This is a genomic window from Pseudomonas sp. MPC6, from assembly GCF_006094435.1.
In the GTDB taxonomy this organism is placed as follows: Bacteria; Pseudomonadota; Gammaproteobacteria; order Pseudomonadales; family Pseudomonadaceae; genus Aquipseudomonas.
Genome location: NZ_CP034783.1, coordinates 3,389,904 through 3,411,864 on the forward strand (window position 1 = coordinate 3,389,904; position 21,961 = coordinate 3,411,864).

The window sequence follows — 21,961 nt, forward strand, 5'->3', positions numbered from 1 at the left end:
ATCGGTTTTTTAGTCAGTCTGAGGGCGGCGGCTTTCCATTTACCATTTGAGATCCTTTAAAGCGGCGCCTCCGGATTACGCCCAAACACTCGACTGTATTCGGCCTCGCAATCTGTTCGGTAAACTCCCCCCAACCACTGCGCCCCACCACCGTCGCCACGCTGTCTCCGATGGTGTCGCAGGTGGCAATGGCCATGACCATGGACATAAAACTGTATACGCCAAACAGTAGGGCTAGGCCTTCCAATGGTAGTACACCAATTGCTGTCACTGTAGCGGCGAACACGACGAAGCTGCCGCCGGACACCGCTGTTGCGCCCTTGGACGTCACCAGCATGATGGCGCTGGTGCGTGCGGTGCTGAAACCGGCAAAACCCCCATACCCTCAATTAAAGCTAAAAGACTTCCTCTGAACCTATGCAGAATTTCTAGCCGTGTATAGGAATCGCGGTGGACTTGCCCCTACAAAACCGGACACCAACTCCCTGTTAAATTGATGCTACTGCCAAACGCCTGAATTCCCTCGGCGAGCGATAGTTTAAGGCGCTGTGCGGATGCTGCTCGTTGTAATGTTCAAAGGCAATTGCCAGGTTACGCAGCGCTGTTTTTCGATCCGGCTTGGGCATGTGCGCCACGTAATCACGTTTGATCGTCTTCACGAAGCTCTCTGCCATGCCGTTGCTCTGCGGGCTGCGTACTGGGGTGGTCACCGGCTGCAAGCCGATCTGACGAGCAAACAGGCGCGTCTGTTCAGCCGTGTATGCCGAGCCGTTATCGCTTAGCCACTGCACCGGCGTTGTCGGCAGTTGATCACCAAAACGCTTCTCCACGCTTTCCAGCATCAAGTCGCGGATATCATCGCCGCTGTACCCGGTCGGGCTCGCGACCCAGCCGATGGCTTCGCGGTCGCAGCAGTCCAGGGCGAAGGTCACGCTCAGTTTGGCACCGTCCTCACAACGGAACTCAAAGCCGTCCGAGCACCAACGTGTATCACTGGTCTTCACGGCAATACGGCCTTCGTGCCGACGCGGCACACCGGGCTGTTTGATCCGCCGCTCAAGCAGCAAGTTGTGATCACGCATGACCCGGTAAACCCGCTTCACGTTGATCGCTGGCAGCGACTGGGTTTCACGTTCGCGGCGCAGTAATCCCCAGACACGACGGTAGCCGTAGCTGGGCAACTCGCTGACCTGTTGCTGGATCTCAACCACCAACTCAGCGTCGTCCACAGGTCTGCTTCGCCGTACTTTGGGCGATACCGATTGTTTGATTCGAACCGTTAATTGCGAGCGCGCCACACCGAGACATTCGCTGACCAGCTTCACTGGTCGTCCCCCGGCAACAAGGGTGAGTGCGCAATCCATTTTCGCGACCGGGCGATCTCCACGGCCTCTTTGAGGATTTCCGCTTCCATCGTCTTTTTGCCCAGCATCCGTTGCAGTTCACGGATTTGCTTGAGCGCATCGCTCAACTCGGAAGCAGGCACCACCGCTTCACCGGCACTAACCGCCGACAAGCTGCCGTCCTGATACAGCTTGCGCCACAGGAACAGTTGGTTGGCATTGATGCCGTTGCGCCGAGCCACAACCGAAACACTTTGTCCTGGCTCAAGACTCTCGCGAACCATGGCCAGTTTTTGCTCTGGGCTCCAGCGGCGCCGCCGCTCTTGGCCCAAAAGCTCCCCACTCTTATCGTTGCTGTTAGTCATAAACATAACCGTTTGCCTATCCCTTATCGTAAGGGGGAAACGGTGTCCTGTCTTTCATGGGGCTCGTTCATCGACCTTGCTCGCGCTTTTCACTCTAACAGGAGTGATGTTGGCGCTTACGCATCCCGAATAATTGTTGGCGTGCCGTCTTGCTACACTCCTAGCCTCAGGGCCCAGAGCAAAAAAGGGCCCTCTCAGGGCCCTTTTTGTACTCAAACAAAGATCACTTGGTCAGCCAGGACTCAACGGTGTCAGAGCCGTATTTTGCTTTCCATTCCTTCAGAATCTTGTGGTTGCCGCCTTTGGTTTCGACCACTTCGCCGGTGTGCGGATTGTTGTAAATCGTCACCGGGCGAGGCTTAAGGTTGCGGTTATGGAATCAACAGCTGGAGCACGACGGCGGCCAATTCTGTGGATCGAGTAGGTTGATCACATACTTCATATGACGACCACCCCCAACCAAGCTGCAGATGTGGGTCTAGGCAACATGTCTTTCAGTAGGTTTGAGACCAATCGCGAGTCGCCTTGCACACCCCACGCCCCATGCTAAAGCACGAGTCATTGATTCACCTGGCCTGGAATCCAGCACCTCTTCATGCAAAGCCATGCCGCTCGCTGCATACACTCCAATGAACATCTGCGTGTTTCCAGAGGGCGACAGCCTCACTTGGACATCAATGACGGTTCCCTCGTCTAACGTTTCATCGTGTGTTCGATGGTGAAGCGCCGGATCAACCCATTGCCAAAACACATCCCCTCGAATACGCATGCCACGCCCTCCTACGACTTTAGTCTTATATGTCGGAAAACTCACCATAGCGCAGAGATATGCGGAGGCCACGGGTTGCTTCAAGTTTGAATGCTAAATCGGACGATTGGCCGCGTGAACGAGCCCCATGAAAGACAGGACACCGTTTCCCCCTTACGATAAGGGATAGGCAAACGGTTATGTTTATGACTAACAGCAACGATAAGAGTGGGGAGCTTTTGGGCCAAGAGCGGCGGCGCCGCTGGAGCCCAGAGCAAAAACTGGCCATGGTTCGCGAGAGTCTTGAGCCAGGACAAAGTGTTTCGGTTGTGGCTCGGCGCAACGGCATCAATGCCAACCAACTGTTCCTGTGGCGCAAGCTGTATCAGGACGGCAGCTTGTCGGCGGTTAGTGCCGGTGAAGCGGTGGTGCCTGCTTCCGAGTTGAGCGATGCGCTCAAGCAAATCCGTGAACTGCAACGGATGCTGGGCAAAAAGACGATGGAAGCGGAAATCCTCAAAGAGGCCGTGGAGATCGCCCGGTCGCGAAAATGGATTGCGCACTCACCCTTGTTGCCGGGGGACGACCAGTGAAGCTGGTCAGCGAATGTCTCGGTGTGGCGCGCTCGCAATTAACGGTTCGAATCAAACAATCGGTATCGCCCAAAGTACGGCGAAGCAGACCTGTGGACGACGCTGAGTTGGTGGTTGAGATCCAGCAACAGGTCAGCGAGTTGCCCAGCTACGGCTACCGTCGTGTCTGGGGATTACTGCGCCGCGAACGTGAAACCCAGTCGCTGCCAGCGATCAACGTGAAGCGGGTTTACCGGGTCATGCGTGATCACAACTTGCTGCTTGAGCGGCGGATCAAACAGCCCGGTGTGCCGCGTCGGCACGAAGGCCGTATTGCCGTGAAGACCAGTGATACACGTTGGTGCTCGGACGGCTTTGAGTTCCGTTGTGAGGACGGTGCCAAACTGAGCGTGACCTTCGCCCTGGACTGCTGCGACCGCGAAGCCATCGGCTGGGTCGCGAGCCCGACCGGGTACAGCGGCGATGATATCCGCGACTTGATGCTGGAAAGCGTGGAGAAGCGTTTTGGTGATCAACTGCCGACAACGCCGGTGCAGTGGCTAAGCGATAACGGCTCGGCATACACGGCTGAACAGACGCGCCTGTTTGCTCGTCAGATCGGCTTGCAGCCGGTGACCACCCCAGTACGCAGCCCGCAGAGCAACGGCATGGCAGAGAGCTTCGTGAAGACGATCAAACGTGATTACGTGGCGCACATGCCCAAGCCGGATCGAAAAACAGCGCTGCGTAACCTGGCAATTGCCTTTGAACATTACAACGAGCAGCATCCGCACAGCGCCTTAAACTATCGCTCGCCGAGGGAATTCAGGCGTTTGGCAGTAGCATCAATTTAACAGGGAGTTGGTGTCCGGTTTTGTAGGGGCAAGTCCAGTCGAGGCCGGCAACAACCAGCAAGGCACCCTTTATCAGTGGGTGGCAATTCTCACCAGCTCGAAGAACGCGCTCAAAGGCGTGGGTTTCTTCCTGGGCGGTGCGCTGCTGGCATTGCTGGGCTTTACGCTTGCCGTGCTGGCGATGGCCGCAACTCTGGCGCTCATATGGATAGCCAGCCTATTCCTGCTGAAGAAAGATCTGGGTAAAGCCAAGGCCAAACCGAAGTTTCGCAACATTCTCTCCAAGAGCCGGGCGATCAATATCCTCTCGGCGGCGCGGATGTTCCTCTTTGGTGCCCGAGACGTGTGGTTCGTGGTGGCGTTGCCGGTCTACCTGAGCACGGTGTTTGGTTGGGACTTCTGGTTGGTTGGCGGCTTCTTGGCGGCCTGGGTCATCGGCTATGGCATCGTGCAGTCGTTGGCCCCGAACATCACCGGAAAGAAGCGCGGCCACGTCCCCGATGGGCGAGCTGCCTTCGTTTGGGCGGCATTGCTGGCAGGTCTGCCTGCGGCAATCGCCCTCGGACTCTCGGTGGGTTAGTCGCCTCACGTTGTGCTGCTGGGTGGATTAATGGTGTTCGGCGTGCTGTTCGCGGTGAATTCCTCGCTGCACAGCTATCTCATCGTCTCGTATGCCAAAGAAGATGGGGTATCGCTGGATGCAGGGTTCTACTACACGTCCAACGCCTTGGGCCGACTGCTCGGCACCGTGCTGTCCGGCTGGATCTATCAGAGTTACGGATTGGAGGCCTGTTTGTGGGTTTCCACTGCCTTAGTGTTGCTGGCTGCCCTAATTTCTATCGCCTTACCCAGGCATACCGAGACGATATGAAGCAGTATGAAGGTGATGCTTACTGCATATTTAGTTATGGCATCATTGCCGGATAGTGATCAGTTGCAGGATATAGCTGAAGAATTACGCGAGCACTTCGAGATCACTCATTGCACTCTACAACTGGAGCGCGATCTAGGCAGTTCGTTTGATTGTAGCGGATTATAGGGGCTGAGCTGTTATTTACGCTCAGGTTTGAGTTTACCTGAATGATTGTCTGTCTATTCGTCAACCTGCTGTTTGTGGGCCTGGATACACAGGGGCGAAACCGCCGCCCAATGTGCGGAAATTGGTTGTCTGGCCTTGGTAAAGCCGGGCGGCCACCGACAGTACCTCCCCAGCATAGGCGTAGTTACGAACGTCGAATTTCAGTACTTGGGCCGTAGTTTCGGCTGATAGCGTTCGTTGACCAGGCAAGATCAAGGCTTGGGCAACATAATCACCGGCGATAATCTCCTTCCAGACCCGCTGAGTGAGCTTGTCACCACGGTAGGCAGCCCGGCTGCCAAATCCGGTGCAAGGTTTGAAGAACAGCCCCCGGCGCTCCCGCCACAGCCGTTCGGCATTTCCCGAAGTTACTATTTCGGTATGCGGAATGCTGCTCAGTAATAAATCTTGGATAGCTTGTGGCACCTTCCATGCCTCCAGTCGCTGGACATCGCAGAGTAGGGCCAGATTGCGCTTGTCTGCGTACAAGGCGTGAGCTTGCGGGTATGGCGTGAGTAACGTTGCTCGTTCAAGGTAGGCCTGGCGCAGCGTGGCGTTGCCAACGGCCTTAAGGGAAAAGTCGGTCAAACGGTTGTAGACCATGTCGATGGCCAACCGGTTATGCCAAAGCAGACCATCCCTCAGGCTGAGGGATCATGTCGTGCGATAGCGGGAGAGTGAGCCAGCACTTCCTCACGGTAATCAGGGAGTGAAACGACTGCTTCGACCGCGCGCACTACCTGCGCCATGCGATCCAAGTGGGCCGGTGCGATGAAGACCGGATGGGCTGCGAAGAGATGAGGGCAGCGTTGCTGCACAAGCTCAAACAAGCCTGGCTGACCGAGCGTCGACTCCAGAGTTTCGCGCAGGGCATCTTTATCCAGGCTGATGCAAAAGCACTGGCTGTTGAGGGTTTCTATAGGCACCCCTGCCAGAGCCGCCGCAGCGGCTGCCGTCGAAAGAAACGCCGCGTCATTGTCGGACAAGGGCATAACCAACTTAGGCATCGCTATTTCCCCTAGGGCTATGAGACTTGACGGGCAGAGTCCCGAGCCCGAAGCCTGTAATTGTTTGAGGCGGGCAGTTAGGCCTCTCACCACCGAGTCTGGTTGGGTGTGCAGGGGCCCTTGTCTCAAGCGCTAAGCCATTCTTCAACCTTTTCACGGCTCGGGATGCCCCCTGAGTGAACGACTTTTCCATCAATCACGACGCTGGGCGTGATCATACCCATCAAGAACACGATGCCGGTCAACAGCATCAGCACTTTGGGCGTGTCGTAGAAAAAAAACTGTAGGGCGCCTCCAAGGTGGCTATTACGATCCACAGGAAGCGCTGCGACCAAAGCCTCTGAAACAGGAATCAGGGCTTCATACAATCCGAACCAGACAAGCGTTGCTACCGCTAAAAACATGCGGGGATTGCGCTCAGGCCAGCGCACGATCATTTCGTTCATGTCCACTACTCCTATGCTGGCGGCGCATCAGGCCACGGACGGATCACCAAGAAAGGTTGCAATCTCATGGACTGTGCTGCGGGCTGTGCGTGTTACACCGATCAGCGTGGCGGAAGCCGAACCCGTCCACTCGCCATAGCCCACCAGCCATAGTCTTGGCTCTTGGATCGAGTGAGTGCCTTCGACCTCAACACGGCCTTCGGTGTTGATCACCCCCAACGTATCCAGATGCTGAAGTGCCGGCCTGAACCCGGTACACCAGATGACCGCGTCCACTGCGGATTCGGAACCATCGGCCCACATCACGCCATCGCGAGTGAAACATTCAAATGGGCGTACAGATTTGAGTGCATCACGCTCACGGGCTTCTACAACTGGTGGCACCATGACAATGTCTCCCTACCCGCCGACGGGCTGATCAATGACACGCCCCTCCTGCTGAGCTTTCAAGCGCTGAGTGGCACGCTCGAACAGCACCCGTCCATCCACTTCATCAGGCAAAAACACCGGCTCAGTAGGAGTTACCCAAGTGCTCTCAGCGACCTTGGATACCTCTGCCAAAATCTGCGCTCCTGAATTGCCCCCACCCACCACCAAAACCTTCTTGCCAGCAAACGCTTGTGCATCGACATAGTTCGCGGAGTGCAATTGCCGACCGGCGAATAACTCGGCATTAGGGTAGTGAGGGATATACGGATTGCTCCAGGTGCCGGTAGCGCTGATTACAACCTTGGCATCCCAACATTTGTCGTCAGAACGTACTCGTAAGCCAGACTCTAGACGTTCCACAGAAACGACCCGAACCGGGCGCTCAACCGGAAATTGGTAGCGCTGTTCATATTGGTTGAGGTAGTCGACCACATGATTTCGTGTGGGGTAACCCTCTTGCGCGGGTGGCATCATCCAGCCGGGGATCGAACTCCAGGTGGACGGCGAGAATAAACGCAGCGAGTTCCAGCTATGCCGCCAGGCACCACCGGGCTCTTCCTCTGCGTCGAGGATGACGAACGAGAGTTGAGTTCGACGCAGGAAATACGCTACCGCCAAGGCTGACTGACCCCCACCGATAATAACTACATCTAGTTGGTCACTGGCCGAATGAGTCATGGTGGAAGCCTTAGGTCGATGCAGGGCGGTATCCAGTATAGCGACCCAAGTCTGAATCCAACTGATCTAGCTCATATGTTGAGGATGCTGATCGTAGCTCGTCATCATGTTTTTGGCGCCCATGTAGCTGTAGGGCTGCAACATGACGCCGGAGCTTTCCTGGATGAAGCCCTTGTCACCTCCAGCGAAGGCATGAGCCATCGCCTCGGGCCTTGCGAGGAAAAGTGATGTGATGAATAGAAACAACAGCAGTAGCAGGCGACGGTAAGGCGCAGTAAATGCGTCGACGCCGCTCATCGAATGCGAATGCATAGGTCAATCCTACGTTGCAGGAATCAAAGACCGAAGCGCGGCCATGGTCAGGATGCAAACGAAGGACGGGGTGGCCGTTCGATCAAGAAAATTTGCGGACGAGGAACAGAGTATTGAGGGGCATCAACCCGCATGGAGCGCTTTGGTTGTGCAGCCAAACTTAACGCGGAGGTGAGTTGCGGCGTTTCGTGCTGATAGTCAGGGGGCAACGGGGAATGGTAGTAATCCGAGCAGCTCACGTTCGACATTTCTGCCTGTTCGTCATGCGCGAGCCACTCTGGAGTTTCCTGCTGATTGTCGCCGTGGCCAAGGGCGCGCATTACTCCTGCTGACCTCGTCACGCTTGGGTGGGCATGACGACTGCTCATACGGCCGAGCATTCTTCGTTCAAGAGTCCAGCCTGGATCTGATCAAGTGGCTGGCGATGCAGACCAAGGTCATCGACCACTTGCGTTTGGTGTGACCGAAGATGAGCAATCTATTCATTCTCGAATGGCTTTCTTTTCCGCTGTTTGATGTATCAATCTACAGCGACAACTACCCAAATACTGAGGCAAGGATCGCCCGAGTGACTAACCCGATCGCCACCATTATCAACACGACTGCGAAGCCTCGTTGTACATAGCACTCTGAAAGGCGGGACACCAGTTGTCGTCCAGTGGCCATGCCCATGGCTGTGGCTATTGCAAACAGAACCGTGGCCTGGATAGGCATCTCCGCGCCATGCGCCAGCGCGACCATAATGCCCCCAGTGCCGACCAGCGCGATCACCATCAAGGACGTGGCAACAACGCCATGCATTGAAACATTGGTAAACCTGCGGAGCATGGGGGCGATGACGAAACCTCCGCCCACCCCCAGCAATCCCGTAAGAAAACCCGTCAGCGCGCCAATGCTGCCCAACAGCAACCCTGTCCCCCAGCACCATTGAAATCGCCCGGTTTGCGGGTCGAGGCGAGCCATGGTGCGCATCTTCGTTTCAATGCTCATGGCGGTCGAGCCCTGATTCTGCAGCAGCAGGCGAACACCCACGATCAACATAATGACGCCGAACAGCCCCATCAACCAATGTTGTGGAATTGCCTGTGCAACGTGCAGCCCCACAAGGGTAAACGGCACGCCGGTGATTGCCATCAACATCGCCGCCCGATAACGCACCAATTTTTTGCGTAACCCTTCCAGTGCGCCCAGCACTGCGCTACCTGCGACCGCAACCAATGCCATCGGGGCAGCCTGCTGCATGGACAAGCCCATTCCAGCAACCAGAGCCGGTACCGCCAGTATGCCGCCACCGGCGCCTGTCAGGCCCAGTATGGCCCCCACCAATATGCCCAGGATGAGCGAGATAACCATGGTCGACTCCTTGGTTAGATTCAGGTGGGTTTATTCACGGAAGCGGGAGGCGATGCCCTACGGTGTTTTTGTCGCTCAAACCATTCAAACAGCGCCATGCCGGCCAGCATAGCCACGACAAACGCCGCGCCCTTGAGAATACCCGAGCCCAACAGCACCAGAGCTGGGCCAGGGCAAATCCCGGCCAATCCCCAACCGACCCCAAATAGCAGACTGCCGATGATCAGTCGCCGGTCGAGGTGTCGAGCTGTGGGTAGATTCATCGGCAAACCAAGTAGTGATCGTCTTCGGTTTTTTGCCACCCAAAAGCCCAGCGTAGCCACGGCAATGGCCCCGACCATGACTAATGCCAGCGAGGGATCCCACGTCCCGGCCAAGTCCAGGAACCCCAGCACTTTGGCGGGGTTTGTCATGCCAGAAACCAGTAAACCGACCCCAAATATGAGCCCGGCAATCCAGGCGAAGAAGAGCACCATGGTCAATTCCCTCCCAGCAGGTGGCGAACCACAAAGACGGTGATAAACCCAGCACTCATGAACACTACAGTCGCCACCCCAGAGCGCGCCGACAAGCGCGACAGGCCGCAGACACCGTGACCGCTGGTGCAGCCAGCGCCATAGCGCGTGCCGATGCCGACTAAAACCCCGGCGACAATCAATAGCGGATAACCGGCATCGATTTGCAGCTTAGGCAGAGGCGCAATCAGGCGGTAAAGCAGCGGAGCCATGAGCAGCCCCAACACAAATGCTATGCGCCAGGCGACATCACCGGCCAGCGGGCGCAGTACACCGCCGACAATGCCGCTGATGCCAGCGATGCGCCCATTGAACAGCACGAACAGGACAGCGGCAGTGCCTATCATTAGGCCGCCGACCACAGCGCTCAGCGGTGTGAAATGGTTCATATCGATCATGGCGAACACCTATTAGCCTTTGGGGCAGTACAGTTCATACAGGGTAGCGAGAAGGGTGAGTACCTTCGGATCGGCAACCGAATAATAGATACGCTTGCCATCACGTCGGGTCGTTACCATGCCCTCTGTTCTGAGCACCCCCAACTGCTGTGAAAGCGTCGGCTGGCGTATATCCAGCGAATTTTCCAGTTCGCCAACCGACATCTCGCCCTGACTCATCTGACAGAGCAGGAGCAGACGATCTTCGTTGGATAGAGCGCGCAAAACTGAGGTTGCCTCACCAGCAGCGATGCGCATCTGAGGAATCGATAGAGGTGATTCAGCTGTTTTCATGCTTGGCTCCAATACGTCAATACAATATATTGAATTATATTATATTGTGCAATATATTGATTGGACGTAATTGGAGATGGCCATGACGCCCTTTATCGAAGGTTTCTATGACGAGGTGACCGGCACGGTGACCTATGTGGTGTATGACGAAGTGGGAGGGCACGCTGCGATCATTGACCCCGTGCTGAATTTTGACCCGAAGGCCGGTCGTACACAGACACATTCAGTCGATCAGGTCATTGCGTTTGTAGGTGCTAAAAATCTGACGGTAGATTGGATTCTGGAGACCCATGCTCACGCAGATCATCTGTCCTCAGCGAGTCACCTGAAGGAGCAACTGGGTGGGCGGATAGGGATCGGCGAGCACATCAAACAGGTTCAGAGCGTGTTCAGCAAACTGTTCAATCTGGAGATGGGCTTCCAGCTGGATGGCTCGCAGTTCGATCATCTGTTTACCGAGAACGAAACATTTCAGGTCGGACGACTGGAGGGGCTGGCACTCTCGGTGCCCGGCCACACACCGGCTGACATGGCGTACCAATTTGGTGATGCAGTATTTGTCGGGGACACGTTGTTCATGCCCGATGTCGGCACCGCCCGCTGTGACTTCCCAGGTGGGGATGCCAATACCTTGTACCAGTCGATCCGTCGGCTTCTGGCGCTTACGGGGGAAACGCGGCTTTTCATGTGCCATGACTACCCTCCGGCCGGTCGCGCTCCCGCCTGGGAAACCACCGTCTCCCAGCAACGCAGCCAGAATATCCATGTTCACGATGGCATTAGCGAAGACGAATTTGTCCATATGCGGCATGCCCGAGATGCAGTCCTGGAAATGCCCGCGCTGATCATTCCAGCTATCCAGGTCAATATTCGGGCGGGCAATATGCCGCCACCCGAAGACAACGGAGTGCGCTACCTTAAGATTCCGCTGAATGTGCTTTGAGTGTTATCGATACATTTTATGGTGGGTATGCCAGCCAGTCGATGCGCAACAGTTGATCATTCAACCACTTAAAAAACGCCATGGAGCTTCTTTACTTATATTTGTGTCAGACCATACTCATACTGAGCGCAGCTGTTGTTGATCACATATCTGATCAATCCCCACGCATCAAGGCAATTTAGGACAGATTCCTAATCCGCGAAAAAAGCCAAATCAAAGGATGAGTCAATGAAAGCTCTCATCGCAAAAACTTCAATACTGTCTGCTGTGATCATGATCATGATCTTGGTGGGCCTGCCTCTGCTATCGAGTGCGGCTAACGACCAGCGGCAAGCTGAAGTCGTCGAGCGGGGTAAGGACATCATGCCTTTTAACCTCAAGGCGACGACTCATGTTTTCACTAAAACCCCTGAGGGCGGTATTCAGCGGGTCATGGTCAAAGACTTGTCCGACGTGAGTCAAACCAAGCTGGTGAGAGAGCATCTTCGAGCAATAAATCAACAGTTTCTCAACGGTGATTTTTCCGGCCCATCTCATATCCATGGCCAAGACATGCCAGGCTTGGCGGAGTTGGACTCAGCAAAGCCCGGTCAGATTGTCATTGACTACAGAGAAGTAGAGGGAGGGGGTGAGCTCGAGTACAAAACGGCTGACGCCACGATGGTGGTGGCGTTGCGTCAATGGTTCGACGCACAGCTTTCAGACCACAGTACAGACGCTATGGAAGGTCACCAGCATCATGATGGCGATATGAGCCAGTAATGTCGCCGAGTGACTGTTTTTAATCGCTTATGGTCTCAGAGAGACATCTGAATGATTGTTTCTGGCCGACCCTGTTGCAAAAGTCCGAGTGTGCAAACTCAACTCGCGCCGAGCATCGAAACATCCAGTTTGCACGTGGCTATACGCGAAATCTGATCCGGTTAGCGTCTGCACTATGTTCAGATTTCAATCGCAGGTGGAAATTTTGCAGTCGTCGGAACCATGGGTGACTTTTTGAACAGAATGGGCCGGTTTCTGCATGTTACAAATGGCAATTCATCGCGATTGCTGTGCTTAACGATTGGCAGAAGCCGACCCAAAGCTGTCAAGCGCTCCCAGGCAACGGCTGAAAGGTAAAGAACGACTTTTCGGCCACTTGACCTACATCAACTAAACATTATGGGGCTGACCTACATTGTGAAAAATGCATCTCCCACTGCATAAATTCTGCGCAAGCGATTACCGGAAGGATTTTTCGTCATGAAATCGACCCAGATAGCCGCAATCTTGATCACACTGTCTCTCGCGCCATTGTGGGTGCAAGCAGCCCAAAGCTCCGACTCAGGCAACACAACCCAAGCCCATCAGCCCACAGTCAATGTGAATGAGTTCGATAAGCAAATGGCTCAGGCTCAAGAAAATCTGAAGAAGATGCAGGAACAGATGATCAAAATTCATCAAACAACCGACCAGAAAGAACGCCAGAAACTCTTGCAAGAGCATCAGGTCATGATGCAGAGCGCTATGGGTATGATGAACAACATGTGGGGCGGCGGGATGATGGGGCACAACATGATGAAGGGTGGAATGATGGGTGGCGGCCACATGATGAGGTGGAAAGACATGGGTAGCACCTACTCGAACATGACGCCTGAGCAAATGAAGCAGCGCCAGTACATGATGGATCAGTACATGGGCATGCAGCAGATGATGATGGATCAGATGATGCAGCATCAGATGAGTATGCAGCCTCGCTGAACTACCAAGGTGAGGAAGGCATGCACCGAGCTTCAGGTCGTCCCATAAACACCTCGATCAAAGGTGTTGCGACGACCGGTTGAATTCGCCCTGGCTGCCTTGGTCGGAGTGAATCATCACCCCTGTTTCGGTTTCCGCCTCCAAACCGCCATCAATAATGCATTAATGGCAAAGTCACTGGTCATCTGCGATTTCATTGACCAGCCAACGACATGACGAGAAAATAGATCCAGCACCACTGCCAAATACAGCCAGCCCTGCGGCAGGGTCTGAAAGCAATGTATTTTCTACGAAGACCGAGCAAGCGGGTTTCCTGGATCACCTATTCTTACCGCGTTTGACTGATCGTGTCGAAATCAGAAATGCTTCACAACCAATCACGTTGTTGTTTGAGCGTCAGTTGCATTTAGGGGATGTTTTGACTGCGGAAAAAATGATAATCCTTGCGCTTCTGGCAGGGGTACTTGTGCTGATGCCAGTGGTATTGATTCGGCATTTCAAGGAGATTGAAAGGGCAGAGGTCGAACACGAACGCTCGACCTATCTCGCAACTCATGACGTGCTCACGCATCCCGAAGATTATCCTTCACCATCATCCATCGATCTCAGGGAGTGGCGAGCCTTGGCGGCGTCGCGGATCGATGGTCGTCCCCTGTTGGCTTTGATTGTTGGTCGTAAGGGATTACATCTGGAGTTTATGAGGGGAACGGAAAACGGTCATCGCTGAAGGTTTTGATGCCGAAAGTTAAGCGACAGTGCCGCCCTTTCGACTAGGGCGGCTTTCTTCACCTTCGGGCGGTATCCATTGGATATCGCTTAACTATCAATTTCCTCGGTATGTGGAGAAGCCGTAAGGGCTGAGAAGCAACGGGATGTGATAGTGAGGAACGGTACCGTCCACCTCAAAAATGACTGGTACCTCCGGAAAGAAGCTGGACGTTTGGTGCAACTTGAACCACTCACCGGTCTTGAAAGTGACACGGTAGGTACCTTTCTCCAGGCCCCGACCTTCTGGATACAGCCCGGTGATACGACCTTGCTCGTTGGTTGCCGCGCTGTTGAGCATGTCCCAGTTTTTCCCATCCTGTTTTTCCAACGTGACATTGACTCCAGGGGAAGGCAGGCCATCCTGCAAGTTGAGTACATGCACGCTCAATGGGTTTGCCGCCGCTGATGCAAGGGCTGAAAGGGCACTCAATACAGCGCCAGCGAAGAAACTTTTCAATACAGCCATGGTGATGTCCTTAATTTTTAACGGCAGGTAGAACTTTGTTGATAGCGACCTCTGCACAACCTTCATCGTGTGCAGCGCCGCCTGCACCGGCCACACCGATGGCGCCGATGACTTGGTCATCGAATTTCAATGGCACGCCTCCACCCAGCAGCAACAACTCATCAAGGGTGTTGAGGTTTTCAGCATCTGGATTAGCGCGAGCGCGTTCAGCTAACAACCGAGTCGAAGTCTTGGTAGACAAGGCGGTATAGGCTTTGCGTTGCGCGGCTAACGTGTTGTGCGGGCCGACATTGTCATCGCGTTGCACGGCAACCAGATTGCCGCCACGGTCGACAACTGCGGCAACGGCTGTGCGGCCATCGGCGTGACAGGCCGTCAGCGCGGCATTTAGCAAATCGTTGGCCATTGCAAGTGACAAGTCCTTGCGCTGCGCAACTTGATCCGGGGCTGCAATGGCGAATGCAGAGCTCATTGCGAGTGTGATCAGCAATGAAGTCGATAGGCTTGTACGCATGCTGTTTCCTTGGTTGGTTGGTTGAGTCTGTCTGAGTCATTGCCAGACATCATGACCCGCCCACCCCGTCAGAATGATTGCCTCCTGATTACCAATATGTAATGTGAGAAATCTGCGAAGCGGGCTAGCCTGTGCTCCAGTCCTGGAGGAAAAAATGCGTATCCTGGTGGTTGAAGATGAAACGAAAATGGCGGATTACCTGCGCAAAGCCCTGACTGAATCGGGCTATGCGGTAGAGATCGCCCTTGATGGGCTAGATGGCCAGCATTTGGCACAGGAGAGTGAGTTCGATCTGATCATTCTGGATGTTATGCTGCCGGGGTTGGACGGCTGGCAATTGCTGCAAATCATCCGGCGTAAATGGCAGACCCCAGTATTGTTTCTTACCGCACGTGATTCGGTTGATGATCGGGTCAAAGGGCTGGAGTTGGGGGCCGATGATTATCTGGTGAAACCCTTTTCCTATGCCGAGTTGTTGGCACGCGTACGCACTTTGTTACGCCGTGGCCCTCCTCGAGAGGTTGAGCATTTTGTGGCTGGCGACCTGAGCCTGGACTTGTTGCGACGCAAGGTAACGCGCAATGGAGAGCGCCTCACCCTGACCAACAAGGAGTTCGCGCTACTGCATCTGCTGCTCAGTCGTGAAGGGGAGGTGTTATCGCGCTCGCTGATTGCCTCCCAGATCTGGCAGATGAACTTCGACAGTGACACCAATGTGGTCGATGTTGCCATCCGTCGACTGCGGGCCAAGGTTGACGATCCTTACGCGGTGAAGTTGATACACACAGTGCGTGGAATCGGTTACATGCTTGAGGTGCAATCCTGAAACTGTTTCCGCGCACCCTGAGCCTGCGCCTGGCGATCATGTTCGCAATGGTCAGCACGCTGTTACTGGGCTCCATCGGTTTTTATCTTTATCAATCGTTGCAGCGAGAGATTGCCTGGCGTGATGACCAGGCGCTGCTGGGGCGCCTGGAGCGAATGCAAGTCTTGATCAGTGATAGCGACAGCATCGAGCAACTGCGAGGTCGGCCCAAGCTCTACGAAAACATGTTGGGCAATCGCGACAGTCTGCTATGGATCGTCGATAACACTGGCAAGGTGTTAATCGAAATCAACCCAGTGCGAATGACTTTGCCAAAGTTGCCAGCTGCCCCCCACGCGCGCCTCGTTGACGATCACTCTTCCGAGCCAGTGCGGCTTGCCTGGCAGGATGTAACACAGGGTGATCGCGGTTTGACCTTGATTGCTGGCAAGTTGTTGGGGGAGCGCGACCAGATGCTGGGGGCTTACCGGCTCAAGCTCTGGCTGGCCATGTCAGTCGGTGCACTGCTGGCTTTCGCATTCGGCTGGTGGGTCAGTCAACGAGGCTTGCACCCTGTGCGCTTGCTGGCCAAGCGCGCTGCCGGAATTGATGTGCAGAATCTGCATCTGCGGCTGGATGAGTTCAATGACCTGAATGAGCTGAAACTGCTCTGTAGTGCCCTCAACCAGATGCTTGCACGCCTTGAGGACGGATTCGCCCAGTTGTCACGCTTCTCGGAAGATCTCGCCCATGAGATGCGAACCCCGCTTGGCAACCTGATGGGACAAACCCAGCAAGCCCTTAGGCACAGTCGCTCTATCGAGGACTATCAGAACCTGCTGGTTTCCAATCAGGAAGAGTATGAAAGGCTGGCGCGAATGATCGACAGCATGCTTTTTCTCGCTCGCACCGAGCAGCCAAACGCTTGCGTAACATTCGAGCAAATCAGCCTGCATGATCTGATTGAGCAACTATGTGAGTATTTCGAAGGGGTGGCGCAAGAGCGAGATGTGCAACTGATAAACCAGGCCCAGGATCAGTTGCTGGGTGATTCAGGCATGATCCGTCGAGCATTGGCTAACTTGCTAGCCAATGCGCTGCGCTACGCAATTCCCGGTTCTGCAGTGACGGTCAGCAGCGAGATTTCTGAGGATAGGCTCGAAATCACGGTGCACAACCACGGCGATCCGATTGCTGCAGAACATCTACCGCGATTGTTTGAGCGCTTTTATCGGTGCGACCCATCACGTAATCAGCCCGACGACTCTGGTGGTCTGGGATTGGCCATTGTCCGCTCAATTATGCAACTGCATGGCGGTTGTGTAACCGTTGATAGCGCTGAAGCAGGTACGAGCTTTCATCTGGAGTTTCCCCTTTAAATCGCTTGAACGGATTTCTCTGGTATCGGCTTCGAATTGCCCAATGAATTGGGCGAGGTGTGCGAGGGCGTTCACTTTACTTGGTAGCACCCAACGAGGCACTCACGGGAAATTTGGACATGATGTAGCTGGAAAAACGTATTCAAGCTAGAGTGCCAAGCTGGTTTCATAAGGTTACAGGTCGTAAAGATTCTTCACGCGCTCTCGATCCTTCTGCCAAGTGCCAAACGCGTTCATTCAACTCCACGATATGCCTGGCCTGATCTTTGCTGGTAACTGATCATTCATAGGATAAGTAAATTTCAACCTGAAGGTATTGCACCCGACACAGCGAATGCTGGCAAATCGCCCTATAGTGAGTTTTGTTGAAGTGGTGACCGAAAACCTACTGCGCCATTTTTGGTGGGGTATAGCCTTGCCCAGCATCATTTTTTAATCACAAGTATGAGCGTGCAAGTGAGATTGATTATTACATCAGCGCCGCAGCCGCTTCGTTATTGGCGGCTACAGAGTCAAGTATTTAACGTGAGTTTTCTGCTGATCGGTTCACTTCAGCAGCCTTCATAAATAGGGGCTACGCGCTATTTCGGCTTGCGGTAGAAATTATTTACCTTGCACCACTTGAACATGTGCCTGGCTGATTGCTTTGTAGACGCGAATCGATCTTAAAATCGGCCACCAGTCATATAGAAAAATCTGTAGCGGTCGCCACATTGCCACCCAGCCAACGATCATCAGACTTTCGCGCGCTATGCCGACTACGGCGCTAGCACTAAGTTGGCCGATGACATCGGCTGCAACCAGGCAAAGGGTAACAAAGCCGATGCCGATCAACAGGCTAATGCGGCCTTCTCGAAGGAGGCGTTTCAACTCGCTGCGCGCGAGACCTGCTTTATGATCAAAGTAGTTGTGGATTGCCTCGACCATGATCGTACTTGGATCGCCTTCTGCTGGCAGGTGCTCAAGGTGAATTGTGATACGAAGCAGGCTATCTGACGGAAACTCTGCTGCCCAGGTCTCGATGAACGCTTCAGCTTCGCGATCAAGATCCTTGTTAAGAAAAGGTGTCGGATCCATCGAGTTAAACAACTGTCCAAGTTCGCTTACCCGGAGTTGAAGGTGATGCTCATGGTGATGTTTTTTTTTCATGGCACTGCTCGATTATCATGCATTGACAGTTTCGAGTCGCGCGACTCGTTTGCGCTGCGCCTCTGTTCTAGCACAGCGCACTGACCGCCGCTGGCATCACCCTCAAATTCCAACTCCAATTTACACTACAGCCTGCAGGTGAACGGCGAGCTAGAGAGAACGTGATGGGCGCGGGCGGATTATCGATGAGGACAAACATGAACGAGGAATTGAGGGGGATTGTACGAGTATTCAGTGGCTGGAAGCGTGGTGGTTGAAGGCCAATTGCTGCCTGTTAGGAAGGGCATCAATCGACCCTTTTCTGTCCTTCACTCGCAGTAGCTATCAGCATTTTGTTGCCAGTTTAGGAAGACTGCAATCGGGATAGGCGCGAAAGCCACCGGATGCTGTGATCCACCAGCTGTCGCTTGATAGCCGGTTCATTAACCAGGCTGCCATCCATCTCCATACGTCGTCCACGCTATAAACGGGCACGCGTAGAACCACGGTAAACGACGATCATTGAGGTACTGGTTTAGATCAGGTGGCGATTACAGCCCGCTACCAGTTGCTTAAGTCCCTCCATGTTCAAGATTTTGACGTCCCGTCCTGCCACAATCACCAAGTCCTGTTCCCGCAAGTGAGCAAGACCCCGGCAGACGGTTTCCAGGCGAAGACCCAGATAGGAGGCGATTTCTTCGCGACGCATTTTCAAGACGAACTCTCTGGGTGAATAACCACGCATACTCAATCGTTGCGACAGATTCAGCAGAAAGGCCGCCAGGCGCTCATTGGCGTTCATGTTGCCCAGCAGCATCAGCATGTCGTGATCGCGTACGATTTCTCGACTAAGTATCTTGTTCAGATTGTGCTGCAGTGATGGCAGCTCCCGGGCGAGTCTCTCCAGTTGAGCGAAGGGGATAGGGCAGACTTCGCTGTCCTCCAACGCAAACGCATTGCAGGAATGCACGTCTGTGCTGATGGCATCCAGGCCGAGTGTTTCCCCGGGCATCTGGAATCCGGTGACTTGCTCACGTCCATCGATCGAAAGAGCGTTGGTCTTGAATGAACCTATACGCACCGCATACAGCGAACGCAAAGGATCGCCTGTGCGGTATAGAGCGGCGCCTTTTTTGACCTTGAAGCGCTGGGCGATAAGCTTGTCCAATCGCTCGGCTTCCTCGTTAGTCAACCCAAGTGGTAGGCAGAGCTCCAGTACGGTGCATTTGGAGCATGACACGGTAAGACGATTAATTAGATACAACTGGTTGACTGACATATTAGGCCGCCTTCCGGTTGGGGGGATGTTGCTAAATCAGCCTCCTCAGTGTCAGGCGACCAACGCCACGTAAACGATGATTCGCGAATATCAATTCGATTGTATTGTAATTCGCCAGCCTGGTTAATGCGGCTTATTGTTCTGGGTTAAATGCTCCACTGGTCTTATAAATATTTAACATAAGAAAGACGAAAGTTGGATACTTCGAAGGAGTTCGGAGTTCGGAGTTTGAGCTTGTTGAAGTCATACTATACGTCTAATCATCTAAGTCACATACAAAAAACGATGCAGCAAAGTTAAATTTGTACAAGTCACGTAGAAGTTTGCTCGCGGATGCGCACCCCGGTCAGCTGGAATTCCGTGTGGCGTTTTCGCGGTTTTGCCTGCAACCACCGTCCGATTTTGGCTGATGGCTGCCTATCGAAATGGCGTGTACCCGCACGTTCTGGCCCATGGCGCCGCTGACAAAACTGCCCTCCAGTAAGATAAACAGCCCCTCAGCAACTACGTCAGGGTCACTTATACCGGCGCTCACGGCCAAGGCAGTAAGATTGTCGCGTATCCCTTGCTTATGCTTGCTCACTGCTAAATGCACAGGGTGGCTAAACTGGGGGAATTCGGCCGCACTGTTGACGAACAGGCACCCGCGCCCGCTATCTGCTGAAAATGCGCTGCCGGCAGGTCGTCCAACACTCATCGATGTCAAAACACGTTGTGTGGGCTATCGTCTGACCATGATGACCAATCTATGTGAATTTATTGTCACACCGCACACATAGGCTTCGTCCAGGCCCCAAACTCCCGCCTGTTTTTTAAGAGGCTGGCCAAGGGACTACGCACTCTGCGCACTGGAAAATCAGGATGATGTTGACTACGCGGCGCAGCTCCTTGATTGGATTCATTATTTTGGCCGTTGGCCTGGTTGGGTTTTCGGCCTTGTTACTCCTGAAGTCCGAGACTCAACGCAGAGAAACGCGTTTCTCTGAATACGTGCAGAATATTTCCGGCATTGTGCACAATCGGCTTGATACCAATGAAGCCGTGTTGGCGGGTTTTTCAGCGTTTCTACAGGCCGTCGATCAGAGCGATACGGATGCTGCAGCCCGTTATGCGGCAGCCGTTTTATCAGCTTATCCACATATTTACATGCTCGAGGCGGCGAGGGCAGTACCTCTTGCTGAGCAGGCTGCCTTTGAAAATCTGCTGCGCCGCACCTGGCGGCCAGACTTTGAACTCAAGGATTTTCCGAGCCTCACTCAACAATCTGCCCAACACCAGGCCTATCTCACCGAGACTTGGCCTGTGCTATTCATGTACCCGTTACTCCCGGAATCCAGTTCGATCTATGGCGTCAGGCTGGAAACCGTCGCCTATCTTTCCTATGCGCTGGCTCGAACCCAAAATAATCAGAAGCCCGTCGTATCACCTGTTTTCTCAATGTATGAGGGTGGCAACGCTTACATTTTGATGCAGTCAGTCATTCGGCCTGAACAGGCACGAGAGAACACCCGCCCCAATTTTTTTGGAAGCACAATGGTGTCTTTGCTATTGATCAAGACGGGCTCGCTATTGGAGGCAGTGAATAATGCGAACGTGGATCCCCTCGTACACATCAGCGCTGTCCTGAAAACCGCTGCAGGGACTGAAAGTAACGTGTTTTCAACGCAGGCCGCGCAAGCCGGTTTCCTGGATCGCTTATTCTTGCCATTACTGACTGACCGGGTTGAGATCAAGAGTGTTTCACAACCGATGACCTTATCGTTTGAGCGTCAGTTGCGCTTAGGCGACGTTTTGACTGGAGAAACGTTGATCATCCTTGCGGTTCTGGCAGGAGCGCTTGTGCTGATGCCGGTGGTACTGATTCGGCATTTCAAGGCGATAGAAAGAGCGGAGCTCGAACACGAACGTTCGGCCTATCTCGCAAGCCATGATGTGCTCACCCAGCTACCTAATCGCTACCTCTTTGCCGATCGTTTTGATCAGGCCTTATCCGATTGGAAAGAGAATGGTGTTTCGTTTGCCGTGATGTTGATCGACCTGGATCACTTCAAGAAAATCAATGACAAATACGGCCATGAGGTCGGCGATCAGGTTCTCTGGGCGGTCGCCAATCGCATGCTTCAGGCCACTCGTTCGTGTGACACCGTCGCACGCTACGGCGGGGATGAATTTGTCGTGTTGATCACGAATATCACCCAGAAAGAATGTGCTGAAATCAGAGCTGAGCGAATGCTGGCAGCTATCTCCCAGTCGGTCGAAACGACGGTGGGAGAGCTTACACTCTCGTGCAGTATCGGAGTTTCGCTATGTCCTATTCATGGCCAGAGTCTCGATACGTTGCTCAAGGCTGCGGATCAGGCCATGTATGGCGTCAAGGAACTGGGTCGAAAGGGCGTGGCGATAACTGAAACGCGTTAGATAGCGAGAGCGCTTCCAGTGCACTGCAGGCCTGGGATTTTCCCGCCGGATTATTTCGCCTGGCGTAAACCAAGATGAGCACCGAGGCGC

21 protein-coding genes and 6 pseudogenes are annotated in these 21,961 nt (G+C 54.1%); 9 read left to right on the plus strand and 18 right to left on the minus strand.

The genetic code is table 11. From position 1 onward, the window contains the following. Nucleotides 1–56 precede the first annotated feature (56 nt). From ELQ88_RS17700 to ELQ88_RS34690, 4 genes and pseudogenes are all read right to left on the minus strand, one after another. Nucleotides 57–343: pseudogene (locus ELQ88_RS17700) on the minus strand (cation:dicarboxylase symporter family transporter); the annotation flags it as partial. A gap of 145 nt (nucleotides 344–488) precedes the next feature. Continuing rightward, a protein-coding gene (locus ELQ88_RS17705; RefSeq protein WP_138966675.1) for an IS3 family transposase occupies nucleotides 489–1,714 on the minus strand; the annotation gives its coding sequence in 2 pieces (ribosomal slippage) (nucleotides 489–1,363 and nucleotides 1,363–1,714; 1,227 coding nt in all). A gap of 217 nt (nucleotides 1,715–1,931) precedes the next feature. Further along, a pseudogene (locus ELQ88_RS17710) lies at nucleotides 1,932–2,075 on the minus strand (histone-like nucleoid-structuring protein, MvaT/MvaU family); the annotation flags it as partial. A gap of 111 nt (nucleotides 2,076–2,186) precedes the next feature. Then, on the minus strand, nucleotides 2,187–2,477 hold the full coding sequence (locus ELQ88_RS34690; protein WP_138966677.1) for a hypothetical protein: 291 nt from the start codon (nucleotides 2,475–2,477) through the stop codon (nucleotides 2,187–2,189). A gap of 179 nt (nucleotides 2,478–2,656) precedes the next feature. Here ELQ88_RS34690 and ELQ88_RS17720 point away from each other — a divergent pair. Together ELQ88_RS17720 and ELQ88_RS17725 are read left to right on the plus strand one after the other, a co-directional pair. After that, nucleotides 2,657–3,882, plus strand: a protein-coding gene (locus ELQ88_RS17720; RefSeq protein ID WP_138966675.1) for an IS3 family transposase whose coding sequence is annotated in 2 segments (ribosomal slippage) — nucleotides 2,657–3,008 and nucleotides 3,008–3,882 — 1,227 coding nt in all. Because the reading frame shifts where the segments join, the coding sequence is not laid out codon by codon here. 49 nt (nucleotides 3,883–3,931) lie between these two features. Beyond that, a pseudogene (locus ELQ88_RS17725) lies at nucleotides 3,932–4,753 on the plus strand (MFS transporter); the annotation flags it as partial. A gap of 228 nt (nucleotides 4,754–4,981) precedes the next feature. Here the strand turns inward: ELQ88_RS17725 and ELQ88_RS34695 are convergent. From ELQ88_RS34695 to ELQ88_RS17770, 9 genes and pseudogenes are all read right to left on the minus strand, one after another. Then, a complete protein-coding gene (locus ELQ88_RS34695; RefSeq protein WP_228761628.1) occupies nucleotides 4,982–5,575 on the minus strand; it encodes a hypothetical protein in 594 nt (197 codons plus the stop codon). 26 nt (nucleotides 5,576–5,601) lie between these two features. Continuing rightward, nucleotides 5,602–5,967, minus strand: a complete 366-nt coding sequence (locus ELQ88_RS34700; protein ID WP_228761629.1) for a hypothetical protein — start codon at nucleotides 5,965–5,967, stop codon at nucleotides 5,602–5,604. Between the two features lie 125 nt (nucleotides 5,968–6,092). Continuing rightward, entirely contained in the window at nucleotides 6,093–6,413 is a 321-nt protein-coding gene (locus tag ELQ88_RS17735; protein ID WP_138966679.1) for a thioredoxin family protein, read from the minus strand. A 27-nt stretch (nucleotides 6,414–6,440) separates the two neighbouring features. Further along, nucleotides 6,441–7,520 (minus strand): annotated as a pseudogene (locus ELQ88_RS17740) (ArsO family NAD(P)H-dependent flavin-containing monooxygenase). 90 nt (nucleotides 7,521–7,610) lie between these two features. Continuing rightward, a pseudogene (locus ELQ88_RS17745) lies at nucleotides 7,611–7,832 on the minus strand (HupE/UreJ family protein); the annotation flags it as partial. A 537-nt stretch (nucleotides 7,833–8,369) separates the two neighbouring features. Further along, the gene (locus tag ELQ88_RS17755) at nucleotides 8,370–9,185 is read right to left on the minus strand and encodes a sulfite exporter TauE/SafE family protein (RefSeq protein WP_138966680.1); all 816 of its coding nucleotides are present in this window, start codon (nucleotides 9,183–9,185) and stop codon (nucleotides 8,370–8,372) included. Nucleotides 9,186–9,205: 20 nt separating this feature from the next. Further along, the gene (locus tag ELQ88_RS17760; protein WP_138966682.1) at nucleotides 9,206–9,661 is read right to left on the minus strand and encodes a YeeE/YedE family protein; all 456 of its coding nucleotides are present in this window, start codon (nucleotides 9,659–9,661) and stop codon (nucleotides 9,206–9,208) included. A 2-nt stretch (nucleotides 9,662–9,663) separates the two neighbouring features. Continuing rightward, nucleotides 9,664–10,098, minus strand: coding sequence for a YeeE/YedE family protein (locus ELQ88_RS17765; protein WP_138966684.1), 435 nt, complete (start codon nucleotides 10,096–10,098; stop codon nucleotides 9,664–9,666). A 12-nt stretch (nucleotides 10,099–10,110) separates the two neighbouring features. Then, on the minus strand, nucleotides 10,111–10,431 hold the full coding sequence (locus ELQ88_RS17770) for a metalloregulator ArsR/SmtB family transcription factor (protein WP_228761630.1): 321 nt from the start codon (nucleotides 10,429–10,431) through the stop codon (nucleotides 10,111–10,113). Between the two features lie 82 nt (nucleotides 10,432–10,513). Here ELQ88_RS17770 and ELQ88_RS17775 point away from each other — a divergent pair, with 82 nt between their 5' ends. From ELQ88_RS17775 to ELQ88_RS17785, 3 genes are all read left to right on the plus strand, one after another. Continuing rightward, nucleotides 10,514–11,374, plus strand: coding sequence for an MBL fold metallo-hydrolase (locus ELQ88_RS17775; protein ID WP_138966686.1), 861 nt, complete (start codon nucleotides 10,514–10,516; stop codon nucleotides 11,372–11,374). A 228-nt stretch (nucleotides 11,375–11,602) separates the two neighbouring features. Continuing rightward, nucleotides 11,603–12,136: an aspartate carbamoyltransferase gene (locus tag ELQ88_RS17780; protein ID WP_138966688.1), complete on the plus strand. Its 534-nt coding sequence runs from the start codon at nucleotides 11,603–11,605 to the stop codon at nucleotides 12,134–12,136. Nucleotides 12,137–12,616: 480 nt separating this feature from the next. Continuing rightward, the gene (locus ELQ88_RS17785; RefSeq protein ID WP_138966690.1) at nucleotides 12,617–13,114 is read left to right on the plus strand and encodes a hypothetical protein; all 498 of its coding nucleotides are present in this window, start codon (nucleotides 12,617–12,619) and stop codon (nucleotides 13,112–13,114) included. A 90-nt stretch (nucleotides 13,115–13,204) separates the two neighbouring features. Here the strand turns inward: ELQ88_RS17785 and ELQ88_RS17790 are convergent. After that, a pseudogene (locus tag ELQ88_RS17790) lies at nucleotides 13,205–13,374 on the minus strand (DDE-type integrase/transposase/recombinase); the annotation flags it as partial. Here ELQ88_RS17790 and ELQ88_RS34705 point away from each other — a divergent pair. Then, complete coding sequence (locus tag ELQ88_RS34705) at nucleotides 13,311–13,841, plus strand: hypothetical protein (RefSeq protein ID WP_228761631.1); 531 nt, start codon at nucleotides 13,311–13,313, stop codon at nucleotides 13,839–13,841. The pseudogene ELQ88_RS17790 and the gene ELQ88_RS34705 sit on opposite strands and share 64 nt — an antisense overlap. Nucleotides 13,842–13,937: 96 nt before the next feature. On the opposite strand, the gene uraH is transcribed toward ELQ88_RS34705, so the two are convergent. Both uraH and ELQ88_RS17805 read right to left on the minus strand, forming a co-directional pair. Then, nucleotides 13,938–14,348 (minus strand): hydroxyisourate hydrolase, encoded by a 411-nt coding sequence (gene uraH / locus ELQ88_RS17800; protein ID WP_138966692.1) that lies wholly within the window; start codon nucleotides 14,346–14,348, stop codon nucleotides 13,938–13,940. Nucleotides 14,349–14,358: 10 nt separating this feature from the next. Further along, the gene (locus ELQ88_RS17805; protein ID WP_138966694.1) at nucleotides 14,359–14,862 is read right to left on the minus strand and encodes a heme-binding protein; all 504 of its coding nucleotides are present in this window, start codon (nucleotides 14,860–14,862) and stop codon (nucleotides 14,359–14,361) included. Between the two features lie 154 nt (nucleotides 14,863–15,016). On the opposite strand from ELQ88_RS17805, the gene ELQ88_RS17810 reads away from it, so the two are divergent. Together ELQ88_RS17810 and ELQ88_RS17815 are read left to right on the plus strand one after the other, a co-directional pair. Then, on the plus strand, nucleotides 15,017–15,688 hold the full coding sequence (locus tag ELQ88_RS17810) for a heavy metal response regulator transcription factor (protein WP_090468709.1): 672 nt from the start codon (nucleotides 15,017–15,019) through the stop codon (nucleotides 15,686–15,688). Beyond that, nucleotides 15,685–17,046 carry a heavy metal sensor histidine kinase gene (locus ELQ88_RS17815; RefSeq protein WP_138966696.1) on the plus strand — a complete coding sequence of 454 codons (1,362 nt, stop codon included), beginning with the start codon at nucleotides 15,685–15,687 and terminating at the stop codon, nucleotides 17,044–17,046. Before ELQ88_RS17810 ends, ELQ88_RS17815 begins: the two co-directional genes overlap by 4 nt. 603 nt (nucleotides 17,047–17,649) lie before the next feature. On the opposite strand, the gene ELQ88_RS17820 is transcribed toward ELQ88_RS17815, so the two are convergent. Further along, nucleotides 17,650–18,195, minus strand: coding sequence for a hypothetical protein (locus ELQ88_RS17820; protein WP_138966698.1), 546 nt, complete (start codon nucleotides 18,193–18,195; stop codon nucleotides 17,650–17,652). Nucleotides 18,196–18,709: 514 nt separating this feature from the next. Next, a complete protein-coding gene (fnr, locus tag ELQ88_RS17825; protein WP_138966700.1) occupies nucleotides 18,710–19,453 on the minus strand; it encodes a fumarate/nitrate reduction transcriptional regulator Fnr in 744 nt (247 codons plus the stop codon). An 864-nt stretch (nucleotides 19,454–20,317) separates the two neighbouring features. Here fnr and ELQ88_RS17835 point away from each other — a divergent pair. Then, nucleotides 20,318–21,871 (plus strand): GGDEF domain-containing protein, encoded by a 1,554-nt coding sequence (locus ELQ88_RS17835; RefSeq protein WP_138969541.1) that lies wholly within the window; start codon nucleotides 20,318–20,320, stop codon nucleotides 21,869–21,871. Nucleotides 21,872–21,961 lie beyond the last annotated feature (90 nt).